The sequence below is a fragment of the Flavobacterium anhuiense genome (genome assembly GCF_004151235.1).
GTDB lineage: Bacteria > Bacteroidota > Bacteroidia > Flavobacteriales > Flavobacteriaceae > Flavobacterium > Flavobacterium anhuiense_A.
This window is the reverse complement of record NZ_JUIV01000008.1, coordinates 14504-36793: the sequence shown is the minus strand read 5'-3', so window position 1 is coordinate 36793 and position 22290 is coordinate 14504. Positions and strand designations below refer to the sequence as shown.

At 34.2% G+C, this 22290-nt stretch carries 24 protein-coding genes; 15 read left to right on the top strand and 9 right to left on the bottom strand.

Annotated elements, in window-relative coordinates; all coding sequences use genetic code 11:
• Positions 1-90 precede the first annotated feature (90 nt).
• From NU08_RS11610 to NU08_RS11575, 8 genes are all read right to left on the bottom strand, one after another.
• Complete coding sequence (locus NU08_RS11610; protein WP_129747260.1) at positions 91-390, bottom strand: cytochrome c; 300 nt, start codon at positions 388-390, stop codon at positions 91-93.
• A 92-nt stretch (positions 391-482) separates the two neighbouring features.
• On the bottom strand, positions 483-1415 hold the full coding sequence (locus tag NU08_RS11605; RefSeq protein ID WP_129747259.1) for a peptidylprolyl isomerase: 933 nt from the start codon (positions 1413-1415) through the stop codon (positions 483-485).
• Between the two features lie 42 nt (positions 1416-1457).
• Positions 1458-2612: an MFS transporter gene (locus NU08_RS11600; RefSeq protein ID WP_242502539.1), complete on the bottom strand. Its 1155-nt coding sequence runs from the start codon at positions 2610-2612 to the stop codon at positions 1458-1460.
• Between the two features lie 166 nt (positions 2613-2778).
• Entirely contained in the window at positions 2779-3120 is a 342-nt protein-coding gene (locus tag NU08_RS11595) for a cupin domain-containing protein (protein ID WP_129747257.1), read from the bottom strand.
• A 2-nt stretch (positions 3121-3122) separates the two neighbouring features.
• Entirely contained in the window at positions 3123-4034 is a 912-nt protein-coding gene (locus NU08_RS11590) for an archaemetzincin family Zn-dependent metalloprotease (protein ID WP_129747256.1), read from the bottom strand.
• Positions 4035-4043: 9 nt separating this feature from the next.
• Positions 4044-4916, bottom strand: a complete 873-nt coding sequence (locus NU08_RS11585; protein WP_129747255.1) for a sugar phosphate isomerase/epimerase family protein — start codon at positions 4914-4916, stop codon at positions 4044-4046.
• 32 nt (positions 4917-4948) lie between these two features.
• Positions 4949-5485 carry an NADPH-dependent FMN reductase gene (locus NU08_RS11580; RefSeq protein ID WP_129747254.1) on the bottom strand — a complete coding sequence of 179 codons (537 nt, stop codon included), beginning with the start codon at positions 5483-5485 and terminating at the stop codon, positions 4949-4951.
• An 89-nt stretch (positions 5486-5574) separates the two neighbouring features.
• Positions 5575-5931 (bottom strand): hypothetical protein, encoded by a 357-nt coding sequence (locus NU08_RS11575; protein WP_129747253.1) that lies wholly within the window; start codon positions 5929-5931, stop codon positions 5575-5577.
• Positions 5932-6149: 218 nt separating this feature from the next.
• On the opposite strand from NU08_RS11575, the gene trmD reads away from it, so the two are divergent.
• The 13 genes from trmD (at position 6150) to uvrB (ending at position 19997) form a co-directional block, all read left to right on the top strand.
• On the top strand, positions 6150-6827 hold the full coding sequence (trmD, locus tag NU08_RS11570; RefSeq protein WP_129747252.1) for a tRNA (guanosine(37)-N1)-methyltransferase TrmD: 678 nt from the start codon (positions 6150-6152) through the stop codon (positions 6825-6827).
• Positions 6828-6912: 85 nt separating this feature from the next.
• Positions 6913-7284: a hypothetical protein gene (locus tag NU08_RS11565; protein ID WP_129747251.1), complete on the top strand. Its 372-nt coding sequence runs from the start codon at positions 6913-6915 to the stop codon at positions 7282-7284.
• Between the two features lie 161 nt (positions 7285-7445).
• Entirely contained in the window at positions 7446-7796 is a 351-nt protein-coding gene (gene rplS, locus NU08_RS11560) for a 50S ribosomal protein L19 (protein ID WP_008462155.1), read from the top strand.
• A gap of 280 nt (positions 7797-8076) precedes the next feature.
• Positions 8077-10296, top strand: a complete 2220-nt coding sequence (locus NU08_RS11555; protein ID WP_129747250.1) for an NADP-dependent isocitrate dehydrogenase — start codon at positions 8077-8079, stop codon at positions 10294-10296.
• Between the two features lie 141 nt (positions 10297-10437).
• Positions 10438-12822 (top strand): TonB-dependent receptor, encoded by a 2385-nt coding sequence (locus NU08_RS11550; protein WP_129747249.1) that lies wholly within the window; start codon positions 10438-10440, stop codon positions 12820-12822.
• 34 nt (positions 12823-12856) lie between these two features.
• Positions 12857-13678 carry a DUF4249 domain-containing protein gene (locus NU08_RS11545; RefSeq protein ID WP_129747248.1) on the top strand — a complete coding sequence of 274 codons (822 nt, stop codon included), beginning with the start codon at positions 12857-12859 and terminating at the stop codon, positions 13676-13678.
• Between the two features lie 2 nt (positions 13679-13680).
• On the top strand, positions 13681-14163 hold the full coding sequence (locus tag NU08_RS11540) for a GyrI-like domain-containing protein (RefSeq protein WP_129747247.1): 483 nt from the start codon (positions 13681-13683) through the stop codon (positions 14161-14163).
• Positions 14164-14165: 2 nt separating this feature from the next.
• Positions 14166-14612: a DinB family protein gene (locus tag NU08_RS11535; protein ID WP_129747246.1), complete on the top strand. Its 447-nt coding sequence runs from the start codon at positions 14166-14168 to the stop codon at positions 14610-14612.
• Positions 14613-14735: 123 nt separating this feature from the next.
• Positions 14736-15395, top strand: coding sequence for a thiamine diphosphokinase (locus NU08_RS11530; RefSeq protein ID WP_129747245.1), 660 nt, complete (start codon positions 14736-14738; stop codon positions 15393-15395).
• Between the two features lie 148 nt (positions 15396-15543).
• Positions 15544-16494 carry a 23S rRNA (adenine(1618)-N(6))-methyltransferase RlmF gene (rlmF, locus tag NU08_RS11525; RefSeq protein WP_129747244.1) on the top strand — a complete coding sequence of 317 codons (951 nt, stop codon included), beginning with the start codon at positions 15544-15546 and terminating at the stop codon, positions 16492-16494.
• 81 nt (positions 16495-16575) lie between these two features.
• Entirely contained in the window at positions 16576-16812 is a 237-nt protein-coding gene (locus tag NU08_RS11520) for a uroporphyrinogen decarboxylase (protein ID WP_119789661.1), read from the top strand.
• Between the two features lie 85 nt (positions 16813-16897).
• Positions 16898-17836: an alpha/beta fold hydrolase gene (locus NU08_RS11515; protein ID WP_129747243.1), complete on the top strand. Its 939-nt coding sequence runs from the start codon at positions 16898-16900 to the stop codon at positions 17834-17836.
• 169 nt (positions 17837-18005) lie between these two features.
• A complete protein-coding gene (gene uvrB, locus NU08_RS11510) occupies positions 18006-19997 on the top strand; it encodes an excinuclease ABC subunit UvrB (protein WP_129747242.1) in 1992 nt (663 codons plus the stop codon).
• On the opposite strand, the gene NU08_RS11505 is transcribed toward uvrB, so the two are convergent.
• The gene (locus NU08_RS11505) at positions 19994-20395 is read right to left on the bottom strand and encodes a TerB family tellurite resistance protein (RefSeq protein WP_129747241.1); all 402 of its coding nucleotides are present in this window, start codon (positions 20393-20395) and stop codon (positions 19994-19996) included. The two genes, uvrB and NU08_RS11505, sit on opposite strands and share 4 nt — an antisense overlap.
• Positions 20396-20452: 57 nt before the next feature.
• Between NU08_RS11505 and NU08_RS11500 the strand changes: the two genes are divergently transcribed.
• Both NU08_RS11500 and NU08_RS11495 read left to right on the top strand, forming a co-directional pair.
• Positions 20453-21250 carry an alpha/beta hydrolase gene (locus NU08_RS11500; protein ID WP_129747240.1) on the top strand — a complete coding sequence of 266 codons (798 nt, stop codon included), beginning with the start codon at positions 20453-20455 and terminating at the stop codon, positions 21248-21250.
• 29 nt (positions 21251-21279) lie between these two features.
• Entirely contained in the window at positions 21280-22290 is a 1011-nt protein-coding gene (locus tag NU08_RS11495) for a dipeptide epimerase (RefSeq protein WP_129747239.1), read from the top strand.

The window sequence follows — 22290 nt, the reverse complement described above, 5'->3', positions numbered from 1 at the left end:
CATTCTGTGACGGTGTTTTTTTATATCTATTTGAAAATAAAAAAACTGTTCGATTGAACAGTTTTTTTATGCTTGTTTCTCAGATTCAGATTACAATTGCGAATCAATATAATTTGTAATTGAAGCCATTTGAGTTTCGTCTAATTTTGCTTTTTTACCCATTCTTACCAAAATCGGCGTCCATTCTTCTTTTGTGAATTTTTTAGGTTCGTATAATTTGTGGCATTTTGCGCAATTATTATCATACAAATTTTTGCCTGCTTCTAATTCAGGTGTTAAAGCAACCGTTTTTGGAGCTTCAGCAGGAGTTGCTGCAACTGCAGTTGTTTTTTGAGTTCCGCAAGAAACTACAAATAACGCAAGTCCTGCTAGGATTAAAAAATTTTTCATTGTCTTAGTTTTTATAGTAAAAATAAAAAAATCCCATATGCTACAACATATGGGATTATAATTTAAAACAATACTAAATTGCTTGCAAACTCTTATTTTACGTCCATTAATTCAACGTCGAAAATTAAAACAGCGTTTGGCGGGATAACTCCTCCAGCACCAGAAGGACCGTAAGCTAAATCAGATGGAATTACAAAACGAGCTTTGTCACCCACTTGCAATAAAGCAATACCTTCGTCCCATCCTTCAATAACTTGTCCAATTCCTAATTTGAATTCGATTGGTTTTTTACGTGGGTAAGAAGAATCAAACACTTTTCCGTTATCTAAAGATCCTTCGTAGTGAACAGAAACTGTTTTTCCAGCTTCAGCTTTTTTACCGTCTCCTTTTTGAATCATCTTATAACGTAAACCGCTTTCTGTTTTATCAAAACCAGCAGCCAATTGTTCCATTTTTGCTTCAGATTCTGCTTTCAAAGCTGCTTCACGTTTCATACGAGCACCTTTTAAACCAATGAAAGCTTCAATTGCATTCCATTTTTGAGCTTCTTCACCTACTCTAATAATTTCAACAGACTCCAAATTGTCACCTTGAGCAACAGCATCAACAACATCTTGTCCTTCAACAACGTGTCCAAAAACACTGTGTTTATTGTCTAACCATGGAGTTGGAACGTGAGTAATAAAGAACTGAGAACCATTACTTCCTGGACCAGAATTTGCCATAGACAAAACTCCTGGACGATCGTGTTTTAAACTTGGGTGAAATTCATCATCAAATTTGTAACCTGGATCTCCAGTTCCAGTTCCTTTTGGACAACCTCCCTGAATCATGAAATCTGCAATTACCCTGTGGAAAGTTAATCCGTCATAGAATTTTTGTCCTTGAGGCTTTACTTTATTTTCCATATTTCCTTCTGCAAGAGCAACAAAGTTACCTACAGTTCCTGGTGTCAAATCGTGTGTCAATTTTACTAAAATTGAACCTTTGCTAGTATTGAATTTAGCGTATATTCCGTTTTCCATGTTGTTATTTTTAATTTGAACGCAAATTTACAAATTAATTTCTTAATCAATTTGCGCTTTCGCTTTTTTAGATTTTGATTTATAAGTAAGTCCGTAAATCGTCAATGATAATAAAGATAGGACCATACAGCCAATGGTTACAGCTGGCCATCCGCCAAATTTCCATAATAATAATCCGTAAGCAGATCCTGCCGCTGTTCCTAAAAATGTCAGCGACATAAATACGGTATTTAATCTATTTCTTGCTTCGGGCAATAACGAATAAACTCTTGTCTGATTTGAAATATGAACACCCTGAATTCCAATATCGATAAACACAATTCCAATTGCAATTCCGATTACGCTTTCTATAGCAAAATAGAACGTTATGAAACTGATTAAAACCAATAAACAGCCATAACCCACTGCAATTCTTGAATTTCCTTTATCTCCCAGTCTTCCAACTAAAGGTGCAGCTAAAGCTCCAGAAGCTCCAACAATTCCGAACAATCCAATTGTGGCGCTATTAAAATGGAATGGTTCTCCAGAAAGCAATAAAACCATTGTGGTCCAGAACGCTCCAAATTGAGCAAAACTGAAAACATTGATTGCAGTTGCTTCACGCAAAACAGGTTGTGTTTTTATAAGCGTGAATAAAGATTTAATTAACTGACCATAAGTTCCTTGAAATTGCGGTTTGTTCTGCGGAAACTTGCTTTGAATGACAAAAAAGATCAGAAGACAAATTCCGGCTGCGATATAAAACATAGATCTCCAACCCAAAACTTGACCAATGAATCCGCTTAATGTTCGCGAAAGCAAAATTCCGACCAAAAGTCCGCTCATGATAGTTCCGACAACTTTCCCTCTTTGCTCAGGCGCGCTCAACGAAGCGGCCAATGGCAAAATAAGCTGTGGTACAATCGAAGTGATTCCGATTAACAGGGAAGCAATTTGTAAAACAAGAAAACTTTTGGCAGTTGCTGCAATCAACAAAGCAATTACAGTTGCAAAAGTAGTCATCAAAATTTGCCTTTTTCTTTCTATTTTATCGCCAAGAGGCACCATAAAAAATAACCCGATAGCATAACCCGCCTGAGTTAAGTAAGTTATAGTTCCGGCGCTGGCTTCAGGAATTTTAAATTCGTTAGCAATTAAAACAATCAAAGGCTGGCAGTAATAAAGATTTGCAACTATAAGACCTGTGCAAACTGCCATAAACAGTACATTAGTTTTAGATAAATTCATGCTGCAAAAATACCACTCTAATCTTTAGGAAAACTTTAAAAAAAGTATAAATTTTAAGTTTTTTTTTAAACCATATAAGTGATATAAGTTCATTTAAACTAAGATCCTTAATAAGTTTATTTCTCCAGTAAACATATTAATAGTTTAAAAAGTCTTCTCTTGCAGGGCTAAAAACATCTGTAAGCATACCTGTTTCTAAACAAACAACACCGTGTTTAGCATGTGGTGGAATATAAAAACTATCGCCTTCTTTTAATGTCTGTGTTACACCGCTGATTGTTACATCAAATTTTCCGCTTGCGATGTAAGTAACTTGAGAATGATAATGGTCGTGCAAAGTACCGATTCCACCTTTCTCAAAATGTACGTTTACCAACATTACTCTTTCGTCAAAAGCCAAAATCTTGCGTTTGATTCCTTCACCGACTACTTCCCACTCTATTTCGTCGCCTTTTATAAATTCTTTGCTAGTACTCATTTCTATTTATTTTTAATTTTTTCAAAGTCTTTTTTCATCAATGCCAATCCTTCATCTAGATTATTCTTTTGAAAGAACGCTTCAAGCTCTTTTAATCTCTTTAAATTATCATAATTAAATCCCGAATTTAATTTTCTTTGACAAAGAGAACACAATCTAATAGAATGCGAATCTGTTTCTATCATACTATTGGTTCCATTCATAACGCACCTGGCTTCAATACAATGATGCAGACCAAACATATGCCCTATTTCGTGAGAACAAATTTTCAGCAATCGTTCTAACCCTAAATTAAAATCGGCTTCTTTTTGCATTCTGTAAATAGAACTTACTGCGATTTTATCTCTATAAGAAGCCAATCCAAAAACATAATTCCATTCGGGTTTTGGATACAAATCTTTTTCAGTTATTGCCATCAAAGCAATTCTTTTATTCGGATTTTCTTCTTTTAAAACATCGGTTAAAATATATCCCGCTAAAAACTGTTCTTGCCCAACATCTCCAATTCGTCTAGCACGATTCGGAATAATATCATTTGAAACATTTTCTAAAACCTTAGTTTCCAATTGAAAAAATATTTGCAAATATTGACGAACTAATTCAATTTGTTTTATCTGCATTGAATTGAACTTTCCTATAGGCTGCAGATAAATAATATTTTCTTCTTTGGTTGGAACAACGTGTTTAGTTCTCACAAATTGCTCGAAACTTTGTCCGTTTTCTTTATGAGAAAACAACCAATCTCCATATGCCGGTTTCCCAAGTTTAACATCATTTGCTTTAATATTTACAAAATAAGGCGCGGGTGGTAAAATTTTCTGCGGAATCGATTGCATCTTTAAATTTGTCTTTTCTTTTTTATCGGATTGACATGAACAAAGAATTACAAATACCAGCAAAAGAAGCTTCTTCATAAAGACGAATTAGATTAAATTCTTCGAAATAAAATCACAGCTCGATTTGATAGATTCAAAAGAATTTGATGCAAAATTATTTTCCTGTTCTACAAAAAAATGAACCATTTCTGATTGTTTTGCTGCTGCGAAGAAAGGTTTAAAATCAATTGTTCCAGAACCAACTTCAGTATTCAAATCGTTATTATTTTTATCCTTATCTTTCACATGCCACATTTTGAAACGGCTTGGATTTTCTTTAAATAGTTTCAAAGGATCATTTCCTGAATGCACTACCCAGTATAAATCTAGCTCGAAATACACCAAATCTTTATCAGTTTCCTTTAATAGAATTTCGTAACCTGTAACGCCATCATATTTCTTAAACTCAAAATCATGATTGTGATAAGCCAGTTTCAAGCCTGATTTTTTGCACATTTTTGCGGCTTCATTTACTCGAGAAGCAATCTTTTTATAATCTTCAATATTTCTCCTAAAAGGCTCATCAATCCATGGAACAGTCAGAAATTCATTTTTAAGAACTTTTGCAGCCTCAATTGCAGCAATTAATTCTTCAGTATTTCCGTCATATAAAAAGCTTCCCAGATTATAATGTCCGCTAACGGCTTTAAGTCCATTATCATCTAAAATCTTTTTTAATTCTTGAGGACTTAATCCCCAAAACTGATCTTTGATTGAAAAACCGTATGTCTCAACAGTTGTATAACCTGCCTTAGCCACTTTTTCTAAAGTTCCTTTTACATCTTTAGGAAGTTCATCACGAAGTGTATACAGCTGTAAACCTATTTCTTTTTTATTCATAGTAAGTGCAAATGATGGTGAAGCCAAAACTGCAGTTGCGGCAAGACCTGTGGTTACGATAAAGTTTCTTCTACTAATCATTTTAATGATTTAAATTTCAGAAAGTAAATATATTATAAAAATTGATTCGCAAAGTTTTTCGCAAAGTTTTGAAGTGCATTTGCTGTTTCTTCTGAAACGATTTCTCCCTCAGCATTCACTTTTGCGCGTACGCCTTGAATTAAAAGCTGTGCTGTTTCATCAAATTTAGCTTCGAGTGTTTTCATTAATAACATTAGCTGTTCATGCCCCATTTCACCTGAAGCCGAAGCTGTGATAAGACCTGTTTTTTTGTTTGAAAAAATGGTTGTCGAAACACACCATTCCAAAGCATTTTTCAAACTTCCAGGAAGACTGAACACATATTCGGGAGTGCAAATGATAACTCCATCGGCACTTATAATTTTATTTCTAAATGAAATGATTTCTTGTGGAGGATTATCTGTATCTAAATCTGGATTAAAATGAGGAAGGCGTTCTAAATCTTCAAAAATTTCCACCTCAAATTCAGGTTTTAAGTAATTTGAAATGTATTTCAGAATTTTGAAGCTGCTAGAATTATTTCTGGTACTGCCCGATATGGCAAGGATTTTTATTTTTGATAGAGTCATTAAATTAGGATAAATAGTACTTTTAAATGGACACTTAAAAATACTATTTATTTAGAGATATAAATCTCCCCTAAAAAAATAAAGTGAATTTATTTTGCCTTCTGAATATTCAAACCTATAACTTTTTCTGAATCAACTTCTTGAGGTGGAAACTTTTGTTTTTCATTGTGCCACGAAAAAACTTTTCCTTCCTTATTTACATATATATAATTGTATTTCCAATAATAGGGACCTGCAATACCAGAGCCATCGTTATCAGTAAAAACCTGATCTGCATAAAGAAACACCTCATTACCTTGATCATCTGTAAATATTCTAACAGGAGATCCCCAGTTTTTTATAAGTTTCTGCTTGGATTCACCTATCCATTTATCATGGACTTTATTTGCATTAGAACAGGAACTCATCAATGTAAAAAATGCCATTAAAAACAAAGTTTTTTTCATAAGTTGGTACTTTACTTTTTTGATTTAAGTTGTAGCAAACTTAACTGAATTCCAACAAAATAACCCTTCAAAAATCATAACATTACATTAATTTTCATCAAATCATTATATTTAATTAGGATAAATCTTATATATTGAAATAATTAACAGACGAATCTTTAGAAATTGACAAATATTAACTTTGTATCTTTGCTGACAAGAAAATTATTCAACAGAAAATGCGAATTGATATTATTACTCTTTTACCTGAATTATTAAGAAGTCCGTTTGAGGCATCAATTATGAAACGCGCCATTGATAAAGGTTTGGTCGAAGTGCATTTTCACAACCTTCGTGATTACAGCACAAACAGACAGAAAAGTGTAGATGATTATCCTTTTGGCGGAGGCGCCGGAATGGTAATGACAATTCAGCCTATTGATGATTGCATTACACATTTGAAAAGCCAACGCGAATATGATGAAGTAATTTATATGTCTCCTGACGGTGAAACTTTAAATCAAAAAATGGCCAATAAAATGTCAATGTACGAAAACATTATCATTTTATGCGGACATTATAAAGGTGTAGACCAAAGAGTTAGAGATCATTTTATCACAAAAGAAATTTCTATTGGAGATTACGTTTTATCAGGCGGAGAATTAGGTGCTTTAGTTTTATCTGATGCTTTAATTCGATTAATACCTGGCGTTTTAAGTGACGAAACCTCAGCTTTAACAGACAGTTTTCAAGACAACTTATTATCAGGTCCAATCTATACAAGACCCGCAGATTATAAAGGATGGAAAGTTCCTGAAGTTCTAACAAGCGGTCATGCTGCTAAAATTGACAAATGGCGAGAAGATGCTGCTTATGAGCATACCAAAAACAGAAGACCTGACCTACTAGAAGAATAATTTTTGTAAGATTTGACTTTTTTTCATATTTTTAAACAACTGAAAAACAATTAATTAAAAAAATAATTAATTTAAAAGTAAAACTATGAAAGAAATTATCTTAAAACTGACTTTATGCCTTGCGTTTTTAATTTCATCTGCAAGTTACGGACAAGCTTTTAGCAAAAAAACACTAACTGCTGCTTTAAATCAAACATCGGGAGTTACATTAGATACCAAACAAAAGAGCGCATATAATCAAGCCAACTCTGATCTTGTTTCAGGAATAGCGAATTTAGATAAAAAAAAATTGTCAAAAACAGAGCGAGACAGTCAAATTGACCAATTATTTGATAAAAGAGACAAAACCTTATCGTCTTCTTTAGGGATTGAAAAGTATACCGATGTAAAGAAAAAAACAGATAAAAACATTAAGTCTGTAAAGCGAAAAATTAAATTAGCCAAACTCATTATGTAGCTAACTACTAGCTTCTTAGGATTAAATTAAGTTTTAAAAAATAATTTACAATTTATAATTCATAATTTATAATTATTTTTTACATTTGCACCCGAATTTGACCAACCTCTGGCGAAATCCGTGAATGTTGCTCTAATATAAAAACCATAATTTAAATTATCATGGCAGATTTATTAAAATTCGTTCAAGACGAATTCGTTGCTAAAAAAGATTTCCCAGATTTCGGAGCTGGAGACACAATCACTGTTTTCTACGAAATTAAAGAGGGTGAAAAAACAAGAACTCAGTTTTTTAAAGGAGTTGTTATTCAAAGAAGAGGTTCTGGTGTTACAGAAACTTTTACTATCCGTAAAATGTCTGGATCTGTTGGTGTAGAGCGTATCTTCCCAGTAAACTTACCAGCTTTACAAAAAATCGAAGTTAACAAGAAAGGTGCTGTACGTAGAGCTAGAATTTTCTACTTCAGACAACTTACTGGTAAAAAAGCTAAGATTAAAGATAAAAGAAGATAATCATTTATCAAAATGTTATAAAAAACTCGTTTCATACTCTTTGAAACGAGTTTTTTTTATGTTCTATTTTCAACACTAACAAAACCGTAATTTTTTAATACCAAAATCATCGATTTAGCAATTTAACGAGCTCGAAATAACAATCTGTTAATTTCATCTTTTCTCTTCAAAACTCAACCGTTTTCGTTGTGATTTTATTATATTTGCTCCGCTCATTTTGAGCCGAATATATCTTTTACATCGTTAACTCCTGACGATACGATTATAAAAAAAAAAGAAAATGACAAAATCAAAAATTTTTTACACCTTAACTGATGAGGCGCCTTTATTGGCAACTTACTCTCTTTTACCAATTGTTCAAGCTTTTACAGCAACAGCTGGAATTGAAATCGAAACCAGAGATATTTCGCTGGCAGGAAGAATTTTATCAAACTTCCCAGATTCTTTGACAGATGCTCAAAAAACTGGAGATGCATTGGCAGAACTTGGCCAATTAGCAACTCAGCCAGAAGCTAACATTATTAAATTACCAAATATCTCAGCATCTGTACCGCAATTAAAAGCGGCAATTGCTGAATTACAATCACACGGATACAACGTACCAAATTTCCCAGAAGATCCGCAAAACGATGCTGAAAAGGAAATTAAAGCAAAATATGCAAAAGTATTAGGCTCTGCTGTAAACCCAGTTTTACGTGAAGGAAACTCTGACCGTAGAGCTCCAAGAGCCGTTAAAAACTTTGCAAAAGCAAATCCACACTCAATGGGTGCTTGGTCTGCTGACTCAAAAACTAAGGTAGCTTCTATGTCAGGCGGTGATTTCTACGGAAGTGAAAAATCATTGACTGTAAACGAAGCTAATGATGTAAAAATCGAATTTGTTGCTAAAGACGGAACCACAACTGTTCTTAAAGCAAGTACTCCATTAAAAGCTGGAGAAATCATTGACAGCTCTGTTTTAAGTGTAAACAAATTAAAAGCTTTTGCTGCTGACGTAATTGCTGAAGCTAAAGCTGCAGGAGTATTACTTTCTGTACACTTAAAAGCTACTATGATGAAAGTTTCTGATCCAATTATCTTTGGCGCTATCGTTGAAGTATATTTTGCAGATGTTTTCAAAAAATACGCTTCTTTATTCGCTGAATTAAACGTTGATACAAGAAACGGTTTAGGTGATATCTACGCTAAAATAGCTGGAAGACCTGAGCAAGCAGAAGTTGAAGCGGCTATCGATCAAGCAATCGCAAACGGGCCAGCTTTAGCAATGGTAAATTCTGATAAAGGAATTACAAACTTACACGTTCCTTCAGACGTAATTGTTGATGCTTCTATGCCAGCAATGATCCGTACTTCTGGACAAATGTGGAACAAAGAAGGAAAACAGCAAGATACATTCGCAGTTATTCCAGACCGTTCTTATGCTGGTGTTTATACTGCAACGATCGATTTCTGTAAAAAACATGGTGCTTTTGATCCAAAAACAATGGGAAGTGTTCCTAACGTTGGATTAATGGCTCAAAAAGCTGAAGAATACGGATCTCACGACAAAACTTTCCAAATTAAAGGCGATGGTGTTGTTCGTGTGGTTGATACAAACGGAACTGTTTTAATGGAGCAAAACGTTGAAGCTAATGACATTTTCAGAATGTGTCAAGCAAAAGATGCTCCGATTCAAGACTGGGTTAAATTGGCCGTAAATAGAGCTCGTTTATCTAGTACTCCTGCTGTTTTCTGGTTAGACGAAAACAGAGCGCACGATAGAGAATTGATCGTAAAAGTTCAAAAATACCTTAAAGACTACGATACTACAAACTTAGATATCCGTATTTTAAACCCAGTTGCTGCTACTGAATTTACTTTAGACAGAATCATCAAAGGTTTAGATACTATTTCTGTAACTGGAAACGTATTACGTGATTACTTAACAGATTTATTCCCAATCTTAGAACTGGGAACCTCTGCAAAAATGCTTTCTATCGTTCCTTTAATGAACGGTGGAGGATTGTTCGAAACTGGTGCTGGAGGTTCTGCTCCTAAACACGTTGAGCAATTTACAGAAGAAGGATACCTACGTTGGGATTCTCTAGGAGAGTTTTTAGCTCTTGGTGCTTCTTTAGAGCATTTAGGACAAACTTTAGACAATTCTAAAGCAATTGTTTTATCTGAGACTTTAGATCAAGCAAACGATAAATTCTTAGCAAACGATAAATCTCCAGCTCGTAAAGTGGGTCAGATTGACAATAGAGGCTCTCACTTCTATTTAGCATTCTACTGGGCTCAGGCTTTGGCTGCTCAAACTAAAGATGCTGAATTGAAAGCCATCTTTACTCCAATTGCTGCTGAATTTGAAGCTAACGAAGCTAAAATCGATGCAGAATTAATTGGTGCTCAAGGTAAACCTCAAAACATTGGAGGTTACTACCAGCCAACTCCAGAATTGGTAAGCAAAGCAATGCGTCCAAGCGAAACTTTCAACGCTATTGTTGCTAAAATCAAATAATTCAGAATACATTTTGTATTTCTAAATAAGTAAAAGGACAACTCGCAAGGTTGTCCTTTTTTTATCTTAACTTATGTTTAACAAAAGTTCCGCAAGAATATTTAGTAAGAATTGTTAACTATGTAAATCAAAATCAATATAATGATTACAAAAAATACCTGCACATTTTTTCTTTTTATTTTAACGATTTTCACCTCATTTGCGCAGGAAAAATTCACTCTAAGCGGAACCATCAGCGATAGCAAAAACAATGAAACTTTAATTGGAGTAAACATTTTTATTCCATCTTTAAAAATAGGAACTACAACAAATGAATACGGTTTTTATTCGCTTTCAGCTCCAAAAGGAGAATACGAAATCGAAATCAGTTATGTTGGCTATCAGACTATTCAAAAGCACATTTCTTTAAATCAAAATACAAAAACCAATTTTTCTATCAGCGAGGGAAATGGCGAAGAACTTCAAGAAGTTATCATTACAGAAAACAAAGGCAAAATAAACGTCAAGTCGCCAGAAATGAGTGTGAATAAACTCTCCATTTCTACCATAAAAAAAATGCCGGTAGTTTTAGGCGAAGTTGATGTTTTAAAATCTATTTTATTACTTCCAGGCGTAACCAATGCCGGTGAAGGCGCTTCTGGATTTAATGTTCGCGGAGGCGGTGCAGACCAAAACCTAATTCTTTTGGACGAGGCAACTATTTTTAATTCTTCTCACGTTTTCGGATTCTTTTCCGTTTTTAATCCCGATGCCATTAAAGATCTAAAATTGTATAAAGGTGGAATTCCGGCGCGTTATGGCGGCAGAGCGTCTTCGGTTTTAGAAATCTATCAAAAAGACGGAAGCAGTAAAGATTTCCATATGAATGGCGGAATTGGCTTAATTTCAAGCCGTTTATTGGCTGAAGGACCGATTGTGAAAGATAAAGGTTCTTTTCTTATTGGCGGACGAGCTTCTTATGCGCACCTCTTTCTCAAATTTTCTGAAGATGACAAAGATAATGCGGCCTACTTTTATGATTTAAACACCAAATTGAGCTATAAACTTAACGATAATAACAGCTTATATTTGTCAGGATATTTTGGAAGAGACGTTTTCAGGCTGAATAAAAGTTTTACCAATACTTACGGAAATTCAACTTTAAACCTGAGATGGAATCATCTGTATTCAAATAAATTATTCTCGAATCTCTCTTTAATTTACAGTGATTATTATTACGGATTAGATCTTGGTTTTGTGGGATTCAAATGGGATTCTGGAATCAAAAACTACAACATTAAATACGATTTCAAACATTATCTTTCAGATAAACTAAAACTGAATTATGGCGTAAACGGAATTTATTACGATTTTAATCCCGGAACCATAAAACCAACTGGCGAAGATTCAGGAATTAATCCAGATCAATTAGACAAAAAATACGCTTTTGAACCTTCTGTTTATCTGGATGCCGAAAGTCAGCTTTCTAAAAAAATCACCGTTGCTTACGGATTGCGCTACAGCTTATTTTACAGATTAGGCTCTTCAACTATTAATTATTACGACAACAATCAGCCAGTAGTTTTTAATAGCGATATGCAGATTTACGAAAAAGGCACGCCAACTTCAACTCAATATTTTGGCAAAAACAAAGTCATTCAGAGCTATAATAATCTTGAGCCTCGTTTTTCTCTTTCTTATCAATTAAATGAAGATCAATCTATAAAAGTGAGCTATAACCGAATGGCGCAATATCTCCAATTGATTTCCAACACCTCTTCTCCTACTCCGCTTGATGTTTGGATGCCAAGTGATAATTACATTAAACCTCAGCTTGCAGATCAAGTAGCTCTGGGTTATTTTAGAAATATCTATAATGATGCCTATTCTTTGGAAGTAGAAACCTATTACAAGAAAATACGAAATAGATTAGACTATATAGACGGAGCCGATTTAATAGCCAACAACGCTATTGAGCAAGTCATATTAAACGGCCATATGCGTTCATACGGTTTAGAATTGATGGCAAAGAAAAACAAAGGCCGATTTAATGGCTGGATTTCATACACCATTTCAAGATCTGAACAACAAACACCAGGAAGAACACCAGAAGAAACAGGCATAAATAATGGTCAATGGTATGCTTCTGCTTATGATAAAACACATAATCTTGCCATTACATCAGCTTACAACTTAAACGAAAAATGGTCTTTTGGCGCTAACTTTGCTTTGCAGTCAGGACAGCCAGTTACGTATCCGACTGGCCAGTATGAATATTTAGGAATTACGGTGCCAAGCTACGGTTTGCGAAATGAAAATAGACTTCCTGCTTATCATCATTTGGATATTTCTGCAACACTAACACCAAGAAAAAACAAAGATAGAAACTGGAAAAGCGAATGGGTTTTTAGCATCTATAATCTTTACAATCGTATGAATGCCGCTTCAATTAATTTTCGCCAAAATACAGATACAGGTATGAATGAAGCAATTAAAACTTCTATTTTCGGGATTGTCCCTGCGGTGAGTTATAATTTCAAATTCTAAAAAAAAATCAGTTTAAAAACTAAAAAATATATCTATGAAAAAATTAGTTTTTGTAATCATGTTTTTAACATCTCTAATCTTTGCAAGTTGCGAAGAGGTCGTTGATGTTGATTTGGATACAGCGCCTCCAAAATTGGTGATTGAAGCTGCTATTACCTGGGAGAAAGGAACAACAGGAAATGATCAAACTATAAAACTGACCACAACAACCGGTTATTTTGAAAATAAAATTCCAACTGTTTCTGGCGCGATCATCTACATAGAAAATAGCTATAAAGAAAGATTTAATTTTATCGAAATTAAAAAGACCGGCCAATATGTATGCACTAATTTTAAGCCTGTTATTGACGAACAATATACGTTAACCGTAATTAGTAGAGGAAATAGGTATATTGGAACAGAAACTCTAAAATCTGTAGCTCCCATTACACGGGTAGAACAAAATAATCAAGGTGGTTTTACTGGCCAAGACATTGAGATAAAAGCATTTTATAATGATCCTGCCGATGCCGATAATTTTTATTTATACAAATATGTATATTCCAATAAAATCAAATCAACATTTTATGTAGATGAGGATAAATTTTTTAATGGTAATGAGTTTTTTAGTCTTTCAGACGATGAAGATTTGCAAACTGGAAATGAAATTGAAATAACACACTATGGAATTTCAAAACAATATTATAATTATATGAATATTTTGGTTAGCATTGCGGGAAGCAGCGTTGGAGGACCTTTTCAGTCCCCGCCAGCAACTGTAAAAGGAAATATGATCAATGTAACTAATAAAGATAATTATCCGCTGGGTTACTTTTCACTAAGTGAAACCAGTACAAAAAAACGCAAAATCGAGTAAGTATGCAACCTATAATCAAAAACTTAACCGAGAAAAAACTCGTAGGACATTTTATAGAAATGTCATTTATTGAAAACAAAACTTTTCAATTATGGAACGGTTTTATGCCAAATCGAAAAGAAATTAGAAATACAATTAGTTCCAATCTGTATTCTTTGGAAGTTTATGCAAAAAATCATTTTGATAATTTTGATCCTAATGACAGTTTCAGAAAATGGGCTGCCGTAGAAGTCGCAGATTATTCAAATATTCCAGAAGGAATGGAAACTCTAATCGTTCCTGACGGCCTTTACGCTGTTTTTCTTCATATAGGTCCAGCTTCAGAAGGACATAAAACGTATCATTATATTTTTACAGAATGGCTCCCAAATTCTGAATACACGGTAGACGACAGACCGCATTTTGCCGTAATGAATGAAAAATATAAAAAGGACGATCCAGCTTCTGAAGAAGAAATCTGGATTCCGATAAAAAACAGAAATTAAGTATGATACTAGAAACGCTAAAAACTCTTTTCAATCGAGATTTAAACAAACTAAAAAGTGAAATTGAATCTTATCAAAATGAAAGTTCAATTTGGACAATTGATAAAAACATCTCCAATTCTGCTGGAAATCTCTGCCTTCATTTAATTGGGAATATAAATGCCTTTATTGGCGCTGAAATTGGCAAAACAGGTTACGTACGAAATCGTCCTTTGGAGTTTTCTTTAAAAGATATTCCAAAAGCAGAATTAATTCAGAAAATTGAAGATACGATTTCAGTTGTAAACAACGCTCTCGACAATTTAACAGAAGCTGATTTAGAAGCGATTTATCCCCAGATTGTTTTCGAAAAAGAAATGACAACCGGATTTTTCTTAATTCATCTTTCTACTCATCTTGCCTACCATTTAGGACAGATTAACTATCACAGAAGATTACTTGATTTTTAGTTTTTTTCTGCCACAGATTAAAGGATTTAAAATGATTAATCCCATTAATCCGTGAAATCTGTGGCAAAAAAATAGAAATCTAAAATTGTAGCTGTAACTTAGCGCCACATTAAAAAAACTCTCATGTCATCACATCATATCGTTCGCGACGATCAAGAACCAGCTTTAATCATTGCCAATGGCGCAGCCTGCGATCCTGAATTGCTAGGACAATTGCTAGAGTGGTCGCCATTAGTTATTGTTTTAGATTCGGCTATCGAAAGAGTGATTGAATTAGGCATAAAAGTCGATGTTCTTTTGGGCGATTTTGATCGCGGATTTGATCCAGAAATTTACAAATCACAATTCCCAATCGAAATCGTTTATACGCCAGATCAGGATAAAACCGATTTAGAGAAAGCTTTTGATTATCTTATAGAAAGAAAAATTCCCGCCGTAAATGTCGTTTGGGCAACTGGAAGACGCGCCGATCATACCATTACAAATTTAACACAAATTGTTCGTTACCGAGATTTGCTCAAAATTGTAATTCTTGATGACCATTCTAAAATATTCCTACTGCCAACAAAATTCGAAAAATGGTATACCGCAAATACGCCTATTTCGTTAATTCCTATTGGCATTGTAAACGGAATTTCTTCAGCCAATTTAAAGTACGAATTAAACAACGATACACTTACAATGGGTTACAGAACCGGAAGCAGTAATTCTGTCGAAAAAGATGGTATTGTAACCATAACGCATCGTGAAGGCGATTTGCTTTTAATGGAATGTTTTGATTAGGAGCTGTTTCCTGCTGTCCGCTATATCTTTTCCTGGCTAAAGAAGCCAGAAAAAGGATGCCGCTCCCATCAGGGCTAGGGCACTCATTTTCAAAACAAGCCCTTCTTCAAAAAAGGAATACCTATCTTTGCAATCGAAATCAATGAAAATGAAAGCAGAAAACAATTCACAAAAAGGCAATTTACATCCAAGAAATCTTCATAGAAACCGATATGATTTCGAAAAACTGATTTCAAATTGTCCAGAATTAAAAGCTTCTATTTCCATCAATAAACACGGAATTGAAACCATTGATTTTAGTAATCCGCTCGCGGTAAAAACTTTAAACAAGGCTTTACTCCAAACCTATTACAATATTCAAAACTGGGATATTCCTAAAAACTATCTTTGCCCGCCAATTCCAGGACGTGCCGATTATATTCATTACATAGCCGATTTATTGGCTGAAAGTAACAATAATCAAATTCCAGAAACCAGTACCGTTTTAGGATTAGATATCGGAACAGGTTCAAATTTAATCTATCCGATATTAGGGAATTCAATATACAATTGGAGTTTCGTAGGAACAGATATTGACAAAAAATCAATTGAAAATTGTACCAAAATTATTGAAGCCAATCCAGAATTAATCGATTCTATCAGCTTGCAGCAACAAACCGAACCTCGATTTATTTTTAAAAACATTATCACGCCAGAAGATCGTTTTACATTCACGATGTGTAATCCGCCTTTTCATGCATCTGTAGAAGAAGCAAATAAAAGCACTTCTAGAAAAGTTTCTAATCTTAATCCGAAAGAAAAAAGAAATGCAAACCCTATCTTAAACTTTGGAGGACAAAATGCCGAATTATGGTGCAACGGCGGCGAAATCGGATTCATCACACAAATGATTTACGAAAGTGCCAAATACCCTTCTCAGGTTTTATGGTTTACCACTTTAGTTTCTAAAAAAGAAAATCTTACTTCGATTTATAAAATCCTGAAAAAAGTAAATGCTGTTTCTGTAAAAACAATCGAAATGTCGCAAGGGCAAAAAACAAGTCGTATTGTGGCTTGGAGTTTTTTTGAAAACCCAAACTCGCAGAAACATTTCTTTTAACACATTCATTTCCAATACCAAAATCTTGATTTTATAATTTACTTTAAGTACATTTATTGTAAACTATTTAAAATTAAGATCATGGCAGAATATATTGGTTATCTCGCATCCGTATTTATTGTTGGCGGTTTCTTGCTTAAAAATCTTCGAACAATACGATTCATTAATATGTTTGGCTGTATCTGCTTCGTCATTTACGGCATCTTTTTAAACGATTACAGAGATTTCAACCAATGGCTTTGGCCTGTAATTATTCCGAATGCCATTTTAGCGTTTGTACAGATTTATTATCTGGCTTCCAAAAATGATAAATCTTAAAATTATGATAGTTTAAACTAAAATTCTGATACACTTTTCGCCTACTCTACTCGTAACTTTAAGCTGAAAATTGAATTTTATTGCCATGTTAAAACTATATTCCCGATTAGCCATTGTACTTTTTTTAGTGACAAGCTGTGCTTCAAAAAAGCCAAAATTTGAAGACTACGTTTTTAAAACCAAAAGTGAAGAAGTAAGTTATCAAACCGCTTATGATAAAGCTTTAAAACTTTGGAACATTCCGTACACCGAAGAAGATGTAAAAACAAGTTTTGGAACAGCGCACGTTGTAATGGCCGGACCAAAAAACGGAAAAGATATGGTTCTACTTCACGGAATGGATGCCAGTTCTACCATGTGGTATCCAAACATTAAAGTTTTAGCCAAAAATCATCGTATTTACGCGATCGATTTTATCATGGAACCTAACAAATCCAATTTAACTGCAAAACCGCTTTCATTAGACGATATTGTTGTTTTTTATAATGAAGTTTTCAATCATTATAAATTAAAGAATTTTGATATTATTGGCGCTTCAAGAGGTGGCTGGATTGCAACCTTATTAGCCGTTCAAAAACCAAATTCAATTGATAAAATTGTTTTATTAAGTCCTGCACAAACTTTCAAATTTCTTGATAAACCTAGAAAAACGACTTCAGCTTTAATGCTAAAACTTTTTCCAAGCGAAAAGAAATTCAGCAAAACCTTAAACACTTTTTCAACTCATCCTGAAAACATAAGTCGCATTTACAAAAGGCAATTTTATTTGGCCAATAAATATGCAAAATCCAATTCTAGCATGCTTAAAATGATGCCTTTTTCAGATAAAGAATTAGAATCAATCAATAATCCTATTTTGGTTTTAATTGGAGATAAGGATGTCATTAATTCAGAAGAAAGTTTAGAAAGAGCTAACAAATATCTTAGCAATTGCAAAACAAAAACGGTAAAAGATGCAGGGCATTTTTTGACCATCGATCAGCCAAAAATTGTGAACGATGCTGTTATTAATTTTTTAGAATAAAAGTTTTCTTGCCACGAATTGCTCGAATTTACACAAATTTACTTTTGTATTTTTTTTTCAGAAAATATAAAATTCGTGGGAATTCGTGAAATTCGTGTCAAACATTTTAAGCCCTTTACTTAAAAGCAAACTTCGTATCTTTACAAAACCAAATTTTCAGTGTACGCAAATGAAATTTCAAGTTTCCTCAGAATATAGTCCAAAAGGAGATCAGCCACAAGCCATACAAAAATTGGCACAGGGCGTGGTTGACGGAGAAAAATATCAAACTTTATTGGGAGTTACAGGCTCGGGAAAAACTTTTACCGTTGCCAATGTAATACAGGAAGTGCAAAGACCAACTTTGGTTTTGGCACACAATAAAACTTTGGCAGCGCAATTGTATTCAGAATTCAAACAGTTTTTTCCAAATAATGCTGTTGAATATTTCGTTTCGTACTACGACTATTATCAGCCAGAAGCTTTTATGCCCGTGACTGGAGTTTTCATTGAAAAAGATTTATCTATCAATGAAGAACTGGAGAAAATGCGTTTAAGCACTACTTCTTCTCTGCTTTCTGGTCGTCGCGATGTTTTGGTCGTGGCTTCAGTTTCATGTTTATATGGTATTGGAAACCCTGTTGAATTTCAAAAAAATGTTATTGAAATCACTAGAGATCAGGTTATTTCGAGAACTAAATTATTGCATAGTTTAGTTCAGAGTTTATATGCTAGAACAGAAGCCGATTTTAATCCAGGAACTTTTAGAATTAAAGGAGATACGGTTGAAGTTTATCCAAGTTATGCTGACGATGCGTATCGAATTCATTTTTTTGGAGATGAAATCGAAGAAATCGAATCATTTGACGCAAAAACTTCTCATGTAATAGAGAAATTTCAAAGATTAACTATTTATCCAGCCAACATGTTTGTGACTTCTCCAGAAGTTTTACAAGGCGCTATTTGGCAGATTCAGCAGGACTTGGTCAAACAAGTTGATTATTTTAAAGAAATCGGAAAACATCTCGAAGCCAAACGTCTGGAAGAGAGAACCAATTTTGATTTAGAAATGATTCGAGAATTGGGTTATTGTTCTGGAATTGAAAATTACTCTCGTTACCTTGACGGACGTGAAGCCGGAACAAGACCTTTCTGTTTGTTAGATTATTTTCCAAGCGACTATTTGATGGTTGTAGACGAAAGTCACGTAACCGTTTCTCAAGTTCACGCCATGTACGGAGGCGATCGCAGCCGTAAAGAAAACTTGGTTGAATATGGTTTTAGATTACCTGCCGCAATGGACAACCGTCCATTAAAATTTGAAGAATTTGAAGCGTTGCAAAATCAGGTAATTTACGTTTCAGCAACTCCTGCCGATTACGAACTACAGAAATCTGACGGAATTTATGTAGAACAAATTATTCGTCCAACCGGATTATTAGATCCAGAAATCGAAGTTCGTCCAAGTTTAAATCAGATCGATGATTTAATTGAGGAAATTCAGGTTCGATGTGAATTGGATGAAAGAGTTTTAGTAACTACTTTAACCAAAAGAATGGCCGAAGAATTGGCCAAATATTTAACGAAAGTAAATATTAGATGCCGTTACATCCATTCGGAAGTTGATACTTTAGAACGTATCGAAATCATGCAAGATTTACGAAAAGGTCTTTTTGATGTTTTAATTGGAGTAAACTTGCTTCGTGAAGGTTTAGATTTACCAGAAGTTTCGCTTGTGGCTATTTTAGATGCTGATAAAGAAGGTTTCTTGAGAAATCACAGATCTTTGACGCAGACTATTGGTCGTGCGGCGAGAAACTTAAATGGTAAAGCCATTATGTATGCCGATAAAATCACAGCGAGTATGCAACGAACAATTGACGAAACCAATTACAGAAGAACCAAACAGATTAATTTCAACGTGGAAAACAATATCGTTCCGCAAGCGCTAAACAAAAAAATCGAAAGCGCGTTTACCAAAAATCCGTTGGTTGAATATGAATTAGGACATCCGATTCCTGTTGCAGCTGAACCAGAAACAGCTTATTTATCTAAAACAGAGTTGGAGAAAATGATTCGCGAAAAGCGTAAAACGATGGAAAAAGCAGCTAAAGAATTAGACTTCTTGCAAGCTGCCAAACTTCGTGACGAAATTAAAAAACTACAGGAACAGCTGGCTTAGTTATGCTGTTCCTTAAAAATTTCCAGCAAAACTATTGGATTAATTACGGTATTTGGAGATTTTTTCATCATTTCTAAAACACGTTTTACAGCAGAAAGATTCAATCCCATTTGTAAAGCAATCTGCTGAATGGCTTGAAATTCTCTTTCGTGCAAAACACCATCGCAATGCATTAACAAAGCTAGTCTGTAAAACTGATTGATACGCTGCATTTCAGAAGGAATAGGAAGCGCTTTTGTTTCCTGATGAAATAAATCCTGAAATTCTTCTTCGCTAATATTCAATTCCAAAGCTACAAGTCTTAAAAATTCAAGCTCACGTTTATGCAAATGTCCGTCTACAGTGGCGAGGGTAATCATTTCTAAAAGTAAACTTCTTTTTTCTGCTTCTGTATTCATCAATTTATTATTTTTAGCTAAAATATTGCTTTTAAATAAAAATACAAAACACGGATAATGAAGAGGATTTTCTTGGCAATTTTACTTCTGTTTACTCTTATCGCAAAAGCACAAAGCACCGCTTCAAAAAACGTATCGACTTTTACGATTGAGGCGCCTCAGCTGAATACTTCAAAAAAAATATGGATTTATCTTCCAGAAAATTACTCCAAAAACATTCAGAAAAAATACAGCGTTATTTACATGCACGATGCTCAAAATCTGTTTGATGCTAAAACTTCTTATTCTGGCGAATGGAATGTCGATGAAAAATTAGACAGTTTAAAAGCTCAAGTAATTGTCGTAGGAATCGAACACGGAAATGAAAAGCGCATTGATGAACTGACTCCGTTTAAAAATGAAAAATACGGTGGAGGAAATGCCGATAATTATCTCGAATTTATTGTAAAAACATTAAAACCGTATATTGATAAAAATTACAGAACCAAAACAAAAGCCAAAAACACCATTCTTTTTGGAAGCTCTCTCGGCGGATTGGTTTCGTATTACGGAGCTTTAAAATATCCCGAAGTTTTTGGTAAAGCAGGAGTTTTTTCGCCTTCATTTTGGTTTTCTCCAGACATTTGTACTTTCACCGAAAAACAATCCAAAATCAAAACTAAAATCTATTTTTTGTGTGGTGATAAAGAAAGTGACGATATGGTAAACGATTTAACTAAAATGAAACGTTTACTAGATACAAAACGCTGTTATTGCCTTCATCTTGACAAAACTAAAATTGTAAAAGGCGGAGAACACAATGAAAAACTTTGGCGGGATCATTTCGCAGAAGCAATACTTTGGCTGGGCTATTAATTGAAAAAAAACAAAAACATCGCATAACAATGAAACTAATTTTAAGAGAATACAATCTCAAGCTAAAACACACTTTTACCATTTCGAGAGAGTCTATTGATTTTCAGCCTTCGTTAATTGTCGAATTGCAAAGCGATGGTTTTTCGGGTTTTGGAGAAGCCACTTCAAACCCGTATTACAATATCACGGTTCCAATGATGATGCAGGATTTGGAAAAAATCAGATCTATTATTGAAAATACTGAGAATGAAACTCCAGAAGTATTTTGGGCAAAAATCCATCCGCATTTAAAAGAGGATATGTTTGCCTTGTGCGCGTTGGATTTGGCTTATAATGACTTGTATGCTCGCAAAAAAGGTAAAAAACTTTACGAATTGTGGAATTACACCACCGAAAGAAACCCAATGACGGATTATACAATCGGAATTGCTTCTATCGATAAAATGGTTTCTAAAATGCAGGAACTTCCTTGGCCGATTTATAAAATTAAATTAGGAACCAAAGAAGATATCGAAATTGTAAAAGCACTGCGTAAACACACCAATGCTGTTTTCAGAATTGATGCCAACTGCGGATGGACAGTTGAAGAAACCATCAACAACGCTGTTGAATTGAAAAAACTGGGCGTAGAATTCTTAGAACAGCCAATGAAAGCGGATAATTGGGAAGGACATAAAGAAGTTTTTAAACATTCTGTTCTTCCTGTAATTGCTGATGAAAGCTGTATTATCGAAGAAGATGTAGCAAAATGCCACAATCATTTTCATGGCGTGAATGTAAAACTGGTAAAATGTGGTGGTCTAACTCCTGGAAAACGCATGATCGAAGAAGCTAAGAAATTAGGCTTAAGAACCATGGTAGGATGCATGACGGAATCTACTGTCGGAATTTCTGCAATTGCGCATTTGCTTCCGCAATTGGATTATGTAGATATGGACGGCGCACTTCTTTTAGCAGAAGATATTGCGACGGGAGTAACCATAAAAGATGGCGTTGTAAGTTATTCAAATTTAAACGGAACGGGAGTTACACTTTTATAA

Excerpts from the sequence above, each read along its gene's own strand:
- NU08_RS11520 (WP_119789661.1), top strand. The coding sequence starts at position 16,576 with ATGGCAGAATATATTGGTTATCTCGCATCCGTATTTATTGTTGGCGGT.
- NU08_RS11550 (WP_129747249.1), top strand. The coding sequence starts at position 10,438 with ATGATTACAAAAAATACCTGCACATTTTTTCTTTTTATTTTAACGATT.
- NU08_RS11585 (WP_129747255.1), bottom strand. The coding sequence starts at position 4,916 with ATGATTAGTAGAAGAAACTTTATCGTAACCACAGGTCTTGCCGCAACT.
- NU08_RS11515 (WP_129747243.1), top strand. The coding sequence starts at position 16,898 with ATGTTAAAACTATATTCCCGATTAGCCATTGTACTTTTTTTAGTGACA.
- rlmF (WP_129747244.1), top strand. The coding sequence starts at position 15,544 with ATGAAAGCAGAAAACAATTCACAAAAAGGCAATTTACATCCAAGAAAT.
- NU08_RS11590 (WP_129747256.1), bottom strand. The coding sequence starts at position 4,034 with ATGAAGAAGCTTCTTTTGCTGGTATTTGTAATTCTTTGTTCATGTCAA.
- NU08_RS11535 (WP_129747246.1), top strand. The coding sequence starts at position 14,166 with ATGATACTAGAAACGCTAAAAACTCTTTTCAATCGAGATTTAAACAAA.
- NU08_RS11500 (WP_129747240.1), top strand. The coding sequence starts at position 20,453 with ATGAAGAGGATTTTCTTGGCAATTTTACTTCTGTTTACTCTTATCGCA.
- NU08_RS11495 (WP_129747239.1), top strand. The coding sequence starts at position 21,280 with ATGAAACTAATTTTAAGAGAATACAATCTCAAGCTAAAACACACTTTT.
- NU08_RS11545 (WP_129747248.1), top strand. The coding sequence starts at position 12,857 with ATGAAAAAATTAGTTTTTGTAATCATGTTTTTAACATCTCTAATCTTT.
- uvrB (WP_129747242.1), top strand. The coding sequence starts at position 18,006 with ATGAAATTTCAAGTTTCCTCAGAATATAGTCCAAAAGGAGATCAGCCA.
- trmD (WP_129747252.1), top strand. The coding sequence starts at position 6,150 with ATGCGAATTGATATTATTACTCTTTTACCTGAATTATTAAGAAGTCCG.
- NU08_RS11575 (WP_129747253.1), bottom strand. The coding sequence starts at position 5,931 with ATGAAAAAAACTTTGTTTTTAATGGCATTTTTTACATTGATGAGTTCC.
- NU08_RS11600 (WP_242502539.1), bottom strand. The coding sequence starts at position 2,612 with ATGGCAGTTTGCACAGGTCTTATAGTTGCAAATCTTTATTACTGCCAG.
- NU08_RS11505 (WP_129747241.1), bottom strand. The coding sequence starts at position 20,395 with ATGAATACAGAAGCAGAAAAAAGAAGTTTACTTTTAGAAATGATTACC.
- NU08_RS11610 (WP_129747260.1), bottom strand. The coding sequence starts at position 390 with ATGAAAAATTTTTTAATCCTAGCAGGACTTGCGTTATTTGTAGTTTCT.
- NU08_RS11565 (WP_129747251.1), top strand. The coding sequence starts at position 6,913 with ATGAAAGAAATTATCTTAAAACTGACTTTATGCCTTGCGTTTTTAATT.
- NU08_RS11530 (WP_129747245.1), top strand. The coding sequence starts at position 14,736 with ATGTCATCACATCATATCGTTCGCGACGATCAAGAACCAGCTTTAATC.
- NU08_RS11605 (WP_129747259.1), bottom strand. The coding sequence starts at position 1,415 with ATGGAAAACGGAATATACGCTAAATTCAATACTAGCAAAGGTTCAATT.
- NU08_RS11580 (WP_129747254.1), bottom strand. The coding sequence starts at position 5,485 with ATGACTCTATCAAAAATAAAAATCCTTGCCATATCGGGCAGTACCAGA.
- NU08_RS11555 (WP_129747250.1), top strand. The coding sequence starts at position 8,077 with ATGACAAAATCAAAAATTTTTTACACCTTAACTGATGAGGCGCCTTTA.
- NU08_RS11540 (WP_129747247.1), top strand. The coding sequence starts at position 13,681 with ATGCAACCTATAATCAAAAACTTAACCGAGAAAAAACTCGTAGGACAT.
- rplS (WP_008462155.1), top strand. The coding sequence starts at position 7,446 with ATGGCAGATTTATTAAAATTCGTTCAAGACGAATTCGTTGCTAAAAAA.
- NU08_RS11595 (WP_129747257.1), bottom strand. The coding sequence starts at position 3,120 with ATGAGTACTAGCAAAGAATTTATAAAAGGCGACGAAATAGAGTGGGAA.